At 61.6% G+C, this 7,044-nt stretch carries 8 protein-coding genes; 4 read left to right on the forward strand and 4 right to left on the reverse strand.

From position 1 onward, the window contains the following. Nucleotides 1–13: 13 nt before the first annotated feature. Genes ACFQU0_RS00540 through ACFQU0_RS00555 form a run of 4 tightly spaced genes read left to right on the forward strand, consistent with a single transcriptional unit; the run spans nt 14 to nt 4,403 of the window. Nucleotides 14–793, forward strand: a complete 780-nt coding sequence (locus ACFQU0_RS00540; RefSeq protein ID WP_382197808.1) for a MetQ/NlpA family ABC transporter substrate-binding protein — start codon at nt 14–16, stop codon at nt 791–793. 39 nt (nt 794–832) lie between these two features. Beyond that, on the forward strand, nt 833–1,978 hold the full coding sequence (locus ACFQU0_RS00545) for a trans-sulfuration enzyme family protein (protein WP_382197811.1): 1,146 nt from the start codon (nt 833–835) through the stop codon (nt 1,976–1,978). Then, entirely contained in the window at nt 1,975–3,210 is a 1,236-nt protein-coding gene (locus tag ACFQU0_RS00550) for an MFS transporter (protein WP_382197814.1), read from the forward strand. The genes ACFQU0_RS00545 and ACFQU0_RS00550 overlap by 4 nt, the downstream gene beginning before the upstream one ends. Before the next feature lie 26 nt (nt 3,211–3,236). Further along, on the forward strand, nt 3,237–4,403 hold the full coding sequence (locus tag ACFQU0_RS00555) for a M20 metallopeptidase family protein (protein WP_382197817.1): 1,167 nt from the start codon (nt 3,237–3,239) through the stop codon (nt 4,401–4,403). Between the two features lie 129 nt (nt 4,404–4,532). Here the strand turns inward: ACFQU0_RS00555 and ACFQU0_RS00560 are convergent, their stop codons facing one another. The 4 genes from ACFQU0_RS00560 to ACFQU0_RS00575 form a co-directional block, all read right to left on the reverse strand. After that, entirely contained in the window at nt 4,533–4,937 is a 405-nt protein-coding gene (locus ACFQU0_RS00560; protein ID WP_382197819.1) for a hypothetical protein, read from the reverse strand. Between the two features lie 16 nt (nt 4,938–4,953). Then, nucleotides 4,954–5,415 (reverse strand): SRPBCC family protein, encoded by a 462-nt coding sequence (locus ACFQU0_RS00565; RefSeq protein ID WP_382197822.1) that lies wholly within the window; start codon nt 5,413–5,415, stop codon nt 4,954–4,956. A 90-nt stretch (nt 5,416–5,505) separates the two neighbouring features. Next, entirely contained in the window at nt 5,506–5,937 is a 432-nt protein-coding gene (locus tag ACFQU0_RS00570; RefSeq protein ID WP_382197825.1) for an Imm50 family immunity protein, read from the reverse strand. A 66-nt stretch (nt 5,938–6,003) separates the two neighbouring features. Further along, nucleotides 6,004–6,873: a patatin-like phospholipase family protein gene (locus ACFQU0_RS00575; RefSeq protein ID WP_382197828.1), complete on the reverse strand. Its 870-nt coding sequence runs from the start codon at nt 6,871–6,873 to the stop codon at nt 6,004–6,006. Nucleotides 6,874–7,044 lie beyond the last annotated feature (171 nt).

The raw sequence follows: 7,044 nt of genomic DNA on the forward strand, positions 1-7,044 counted from the left end.
AACCAGGAGAACCATGATGTTCAGAAGAGCCTTGCTGTGTGCCGCCGCCTGCCTGCCGATGCTGAGTTTTGCCAACGACAAGCTCATCGTTGGTGCCAGTCCAACGCCACACGCGGAAATCCTTGAACAGATCAAGCCCGTGCTCGCCAAGCAGGGTGTGGAGCTGGAAGTCCGTGTGTTCACCGACTACATCCAGCCCAACGCCCAGCTGGCGGAGAAGCGCATCGACGCCAACTTCTTTCAGCACCAGCCCTTCATGAACGAGTTCAACCGCACCCGGGGCACGAACATCGTCAAGGTGGCGGATGTGTTCATCGCACCCTTCGGTGCCTATTCCCGCAAGGTCAAGAACGTCAAAGAGCTGCGCGACAACGCCTTGATTGCCATCCCCAACGACGCGGTGAACGCCGGACGCGCGCTCCAGCTGTTGCACCAGGCCGGCATCTTGCAACTGGCCGATCCCGCCAACAACATGGCCACCGAGCGCGACATCGTTGCCAACCCCAAGCGGGTGGTCCTCAAGCAGTTTGAGGCGCCCATGCTGCCGCGAACACTCTCCGAGGTGGATCTCTCCATCATCAACACGACGTTCGCACTCGAAGCCAAGCTGGAGCCCAACCGGGACGCCTTGTTCCTGGAGGGTGACAAATCGCTGTTCATCAACCTGCTGGCCGCCCGCCCAGACAACAAAGACAGCGAAGCGATGAAAAAACTCGTGGCCGCTTTGCGCTCGCCCGAAGTTCGCAGCTACATACAGACCCGCTTCAAAGGCAGCCTGCTGCCTGTGTTCTAAGCCCCCGCGTTTTTCTTTCTCTCACATCCACCACCTGATATGTCCTCTCTCAAACCCCAGCTCCGTTTCGAAACCCTTGCGGTTCACGCCGGTCAGAAAGTCGATCCTGCCACCGGCGCCGTGGTGGCCCCCATTCACCTGTCCACCACGTTCGAGCGCGACATTGACGGCGGCTACTCGCGCGGGTATTTGTACTCGCGCAACCACAACCCCAACCGCAACGCGCTGGAAGAGGCGCTGGCCGCGCTGGAGGGCGGGGCGGCCGGGGCGGCCTTTGGCTCGGGCCTGGCCGCCGTCACGGCGGTGTTCCAGGGCCTGCAACCGGGCGATCATGTGGTTGCGCCCAAGGACATCTACCACGGCACCGCGAACGTGCTCAAACACCTGTTTGCCAAGTGGGGCGTTGTGTTCTCTTTTGTGGACATGACCAACCTGGACGCCACCCGCGCGGCCATTCAACCCAACACCCGCATCCTGTGGGTGGAAACCCCCTCCAACCCACTGCTGCAGTGCACCGACATCGCGGCCCTGGTGGAGATGTGTGCGGGCAAAAACATCCGTGTGATTGCCGACAACACCTTTGCCTCTCCTGCCGTGCAAAACCCACTTGCGCTGGGGTGCGACATGGTGATGCACGCCACCACCAAGTACCTGGGTGGCCGCAGTGACGTGCTGGGGGGCGCCTTGGTGACGCGGCAGGCGGACGAGCACTTTGAAGCCGTGCGGACCGCCCAACTGTTCGGTGGCGCGGTGCCATCGCCCTTCGATTGCTGGCTGGTCATGCGAAGCCTGAGCACCTTGGCCTACCGCATGGCCGCGCATTGCCACAACGCCGGGCGCGTGGCGGCGTTTCTGCAAAGCCACCCCAAAGTCACGGCGGTGCACTACCCCGGCCTCACCGACAACCCCTATCACGCGTTGGCCAAACGGCAGATGCGGGCCTTTGGCGGCATGTTGTCCTTTGAGGTTCAGGGCGGGCAACCTGCAGCCATGGGCTTGGCCGCCAAGGTGGCCTTGTTCACCCGCGCCACCAGCTTGGGCGGGGTGGAGAGCCTGATCGAGCACCGCGCCTCCATCGAAGGCCCACAAAGCACCACGCCGCAGGGGCTGCTGCGCGTGTCGGTGGGGCTGGAGCACGCCGACGACCTGATCGACGACCTGGCACAGGCGCTCGATCAGGTGTGAACACGTCGGGTCACCCCCTGGATCCGAAGGCGCATCGGTGGCGCCTTGGTGGCCTGGCCGTGGTGGTGCTCGCCCAGTGTCTGGGTACCTCGCTGTGGTTCAGTCCTGCCGGCGCAGCGGTGGGCCTGATGGCGCGCTGGCAGCTGGATGGCCCCGGTTTTGCCTGGTTGCTCGCGGCCACCCAATTGGGGTTCATCGGCGGCTCGCTGCTGCTGGCAATTACCGGTGCGGCCGATCGCTGGCCCGCCAGCAAGGTCTTCGCAGCGAGTTGTGTGCTCGGGGCTTTGGCCAACGCCAGCGTGGTCATGTCACAGATGGGTGTGGCCACCGCCTGGTGGGTGCGTGTGCTGGTGGGCGTGTCCTTGGCGGGCATTTATCCCTTGGGCATGAAGCTGGTGGTGCAGTGGGTGGGCGGCAAACCGGCGCTGGCCTTGGCCTGGCTGGTGGCCATGCTCACATTGGGCACAGCCATGCCGCACGCGCTGCGCGCCTTCGGCGTGAGCTGGCCGTGGGAGCATGTGCTCGTCGGTGCGTCCTTGTTCGCCCTGGTGGGTGGGCTGGCGGTGGCTGCCGTGGGCGATGGCCGGTTCAGACCGCCTGCGGCCAACGCCCTGCGTCTGAGCACGCTCGACCTGCGCACCCTGGCCAAGCGGCCGGCCTTGCGCGCATCGGCCGGCGGCTATTTCGGCCACATGTGGGAGCTGTATGCGTTCTGGGCCGTGGTGCCACTGCTGTGTGCGCCGCTGCTGACCCGTCCGGATGTGGCGCAGGTGGCCACGGGCTGGTGGAGCTGGCTGCCGGCCGTGGTCATTGGCGCGGGCGCGCTGGGCTGTTTGCTGGGCGGCTACATCGCGCGGGCCGTGGGCAGCGCGCCGGTTGCTTTTGTGGCGTTGCTGAGCTCGGGGTTGGTGGGCCTGGTGTACCCCTTCGTGCCGCACAGCATGGTGGGGCTCAAGCTGTGTCTGTTGTTGGCCTGGGGCATTTTGGTGGTGGCCGATTCGCCACAGTTTTCCGCGCTCTCGTCTCAGGCCGCGCCACCGCGCCTGTTGGGCATGACGCTGGTGCTCCAGAACGGCCTGGGCTTTCTGATTTCGGTGGTGTCCATCGTGTTGCTGGGTGCGCTGATGGATCGGTGGGGCGAGCGCGCCCTGTGGTTGTTGGTGCCAGGCCCGCTGTGGGGTGCCTGGGCCATGCGTTCACTGGTGTGGCCCACGGGCCGCAGCACCGGATGAGGTTTCAATAGGAGCACCTTCACGTCATGCACGCTCTCGTTCAATCGTCACAGGCCCTGGGTGAGCAGCTCAGGACCATCCGCCGCGCATTGCACATACAGCCCGAGCTGTCGTTTGCCGAGCGCCACACCGCCGACTTGGTGCGCCGCGAACTTGACCGCCTGGGCGTGCCCTGGGTGACCGTGGGCGAGCACGGCGTGGTGGCCACCGTTGAAGGCCAGCACCAGCAACAGATGGTGTTGCTGCGGGCCGATATGGATGCCCTGCCCATTCAGGAAGAAAACGACCACCTGAGCTACCGCTCGCGTCAGCCTGGCGCCATGCACGCCTGCGGGCACGACGGCCACGTGGCCATGCTGCTGGGCGCTGCCCAACTGCTGCAGGCGCGCAGGGCCGAACTGCCCGGCACGGTCAAACTCTGCTTCCAGCAAGCTGAGGAGCGCGGCGGCGGCACGGCCGAGATGCTGGAGCACCTGCGGCCCTTTCCGCTCATCGGTGCGTTTGCCATCCACCTATGGTCTGAACTGGAGGCGGGCAAGATCTGCACCCGTGCCGGACCGCGCATGGCCGGTTGCGACAACTTCAGCATCCTGTTGGAGGGGCGCGGCACCCACGGTGCGCACCCGCACCGTGGCGTCGATCCCCTGCGCGCCGCCTGTGTGCTGTTGCAAGAGGCGTCCTCCCTTCCCGGGCGAGAGATCGATCCCACCCACGCGGCGGTGCTGTCGTTTGGGCGCCTGCAGGCGGGGCAGGCGGGCAACGTGATACCGCACCGGGCCGAACTGGCCGGCTCCATCCGCGCCGCCTTGCCTGAAGACGGTGTGGCCCTCAAGGTCGCCCTCGAACGTGTGGTGGCGGGCGTGGCCGCGGCTCACCGCGTGCAGGCGCGCCTGGACATCAAACGCGGCGGTGGTGCCTTGGTTAATGACGCCCGCTGCAGCGAGCTGGCCACGCAATGTGTGCACGAGCTGTTTGGTGCGGACGCATCGGTTCAGTTTCCACCGCTCATGGTGTCAGAGAATTTTGGTGACTTCTTCGCGCTCTGCCCAGGCCTCATGGCACTGGTTGGCGCACAGAACCCGTCGGTGGGCGCCTGCTACCCCCACCACCACCCCAAGTTCAACATCGATGAAGACGCCCTCACCCAGGGGGCTGCGCTCATGGCCGCTTATGCCTTGCGCAGCCTTGCCTAGCCGGGGCAGAGTGCAGCAATGTATGCACCGCCTGACCTCTTTCGACCTGCTCTTTTCACGAGGACCAAGCCCCAACCGTCGCTCGCAGAGAAGCTTCCACAGGAATAAACCAAACAGGGGCAGGATCAGTTAGGCCTCACTCTCGCCGGTTAGAAAGGTGCGAAGCGAGATGGACATGCCAAGGTTCCCTGCAGCGGCGATAAGTTTGACGGGCAGGGTAAGTTCCTGTGCCGCTCCTTGGGGCGAGATGAATGAGGTGAGAACCAGTTCAGCTGATGGGTGACGAAGTGCTTGGACATAGGTGCGCCACACATCCGCGTGATGCGAAAGAAAAGCGGTCACATCCTCGACTTGCTGGGCAAACGCATCGATATCTGCTTTACTGAGCGACAGCGTGTGACCGCTTGACTCGTACACGCCACTTCGGCGCCTTGGCTCGCCGTGGTTCCACGTGAACTCGGCATGTACAGCCAGGCTTTTGGGCAGTGGCACTGCCTTGTAGTCGGCGGATTGAAGAATGATGATCGCAGACATCTGGTTGCTGTGAGACCTAAAGTTCGAAGTGGCCTGCCGTTGGCGCTCCGCTTGACAAAGGGTTTGGCTGCACTCTCTGCCAGGCGTTTGAGGCTTGCAAGGGTGACCGGAAGACCATGTTGAGCTGCTTGACCAGCATGCGGCCCAGCATCATCGAAAGTAACCCTGAGAACGTGACTCGGTGAGTCACCTTGACCGCGTTGCCTTGAGCAACAAGCTCGTGCTCGAAGACCATGCGGAACAAGGGAATCTTGGACTCGACTGTGAAGCAGGAATTGGGCTTTACCTTGGTGATGAGCATGGGCACGGTGTTGCCCTTCGTTGGTGTGAGCGATCCGCGTGAGCCGACGGCAAACGGCCCCTCAAGTGAAGCGCGCCTGGTGTCGGGGTCCCAGGTGTGCCACACGGCGACGTTCTCGTAAATGCGGAAGATCCTCTCGGCCGTGGCTAGAACAAGAATGCTGTGCTCGACTTGCATGATTCGTGAAGCGTACCCACAAGCGCAGCTTGTGGGCGTCGGCTTGACTAAACAGTTGGGCTGGTGCCCGATGCTAGCTGGTCGGGTGCACTATGCATATGGCGTGACGCTGATGATGCGAGCAGCGCGGGCTTTGAAGGATGCTTCAAACTCATAGCAATGCGCCAGTTCAACTTGAAGGACGCTACTGCCTGCCATGCTTGGATCGTTGACAACCTCAAGGTTCATGGACGACAACACGTTCTGGTTATTGAATCCTTCGATTTTTAGATCAAAGATGCCGTCAAACTGGAAGTGAATGACAGCGTCTCCATGAAGCTTGTAGAAACCAGTTTCCGATACCTCTTGCTTAAGAACCCAGCCGCGAAGTTGTAGTTCGAGCGAAGGTATGTTGCCGCCAGAGGTGGTTTTGGCTGGTCGATGAAGGCTTAGGCAATGAACCTCAGCATCATGAAAACTCGGCCATTGCCCAAAGTGAGTGACGAGCTTCTTGTGCTCTTCGATGAATTCGTACGCTTCCATATGAAAAGCCTGATGTTGAAGTTCGGCGGCTGCCGAAGGCAGTCCGCAGGAGCGCCGGGTTGCACGTCACCGAGTACCGCGAAGTTCGGCCGCTTCAGAAAACCCTTGATCGAACGTGCGTTGCACTCCAACCGGATCAGTGCAATCCATATTTGTGACTGGAACCTTGGATTTGGGCTGCAGATAAATGCGCCCATCTACCTCGAACAGTTGTGGCCGGTCAGGCTTGTGCCGGGTAACCAGTATGAGCGTGTCTCCGCTGTTCTTCTCGGTCTTAGGAAGTGGAATGCTATCGTAGAAACCACCATCAAGTGCGGCACGGCCACCCACCCTATGCGTTGGCGTAATTGGCACAGCCGCGCCAGAGGCCAGAAGCAGCGTGCTGGCTTCTGCGACGGTCGAGCATTGATTGATCACCAAATGCTCAGACCGCAGCCCAACGAGATGCGGAAGCCTGTTGTGTAGTGTTCGCAACCAGAACTTCTCCGTTGAATACAAACCCAGCGCAATGGCGGTCGACACCGCGGTTGGCAGAAAACGGATAGGCCGAGTGATAGCAACCTGCACTTCGATCGGGGACTCCCTTAACGTTTGAAAGTCAGACGCGCTAAGAAATGACTTGATCCAATCGGGATAGATTCGCGGCAAAACAAAGGGCCGAGTTCCCTTGAGAAGTCTCGACCAATCCACGTTTGCTGGAGTCCTCGAGAAGCGTTCCACAGCTGCTGCGAGGGACGCGCGAAGCCTGCCTGTCACTGCAGCTACTGCTATCGCAGCGCCGGCACTTGCGCCAACAAACGTCGTAGGTTTCCACAGCGCCGAATCTCTGAGGCCTTCCACAATCCCAGCCTGCCACCAGCATCTATTGCCACCACCGGCGAATACCACAATGCCGAACTGCCTTGATCGAAACTCTTCAAACGATATTGCTTTCATATTCTCCCTTGATGGTATCGCGTTTAGTTAAATTGAGGGCGGCCAATGTTAAGGGTCAGCGGGCGACGAAGCCGTCCGCTGCACCGGTAGGTTGGACGAAGCCGCTACGCGGAGCCAATTTCCGCTGCATTCCTGATGCTTGTCTACGCTGCATACCTCACCCCGTCAATC

It is taken from the genome of Hydrogenophaga defluvii, assembly GCF_042665235.1.
Taxonomy (GTDB): Bacteria; Pseudomonadota; Gammaproteobacteria; order Burkholderiales; family Burkholderiaceae_C; genus Hydrogenophaga; species Hydrogenophaga defluvii_A.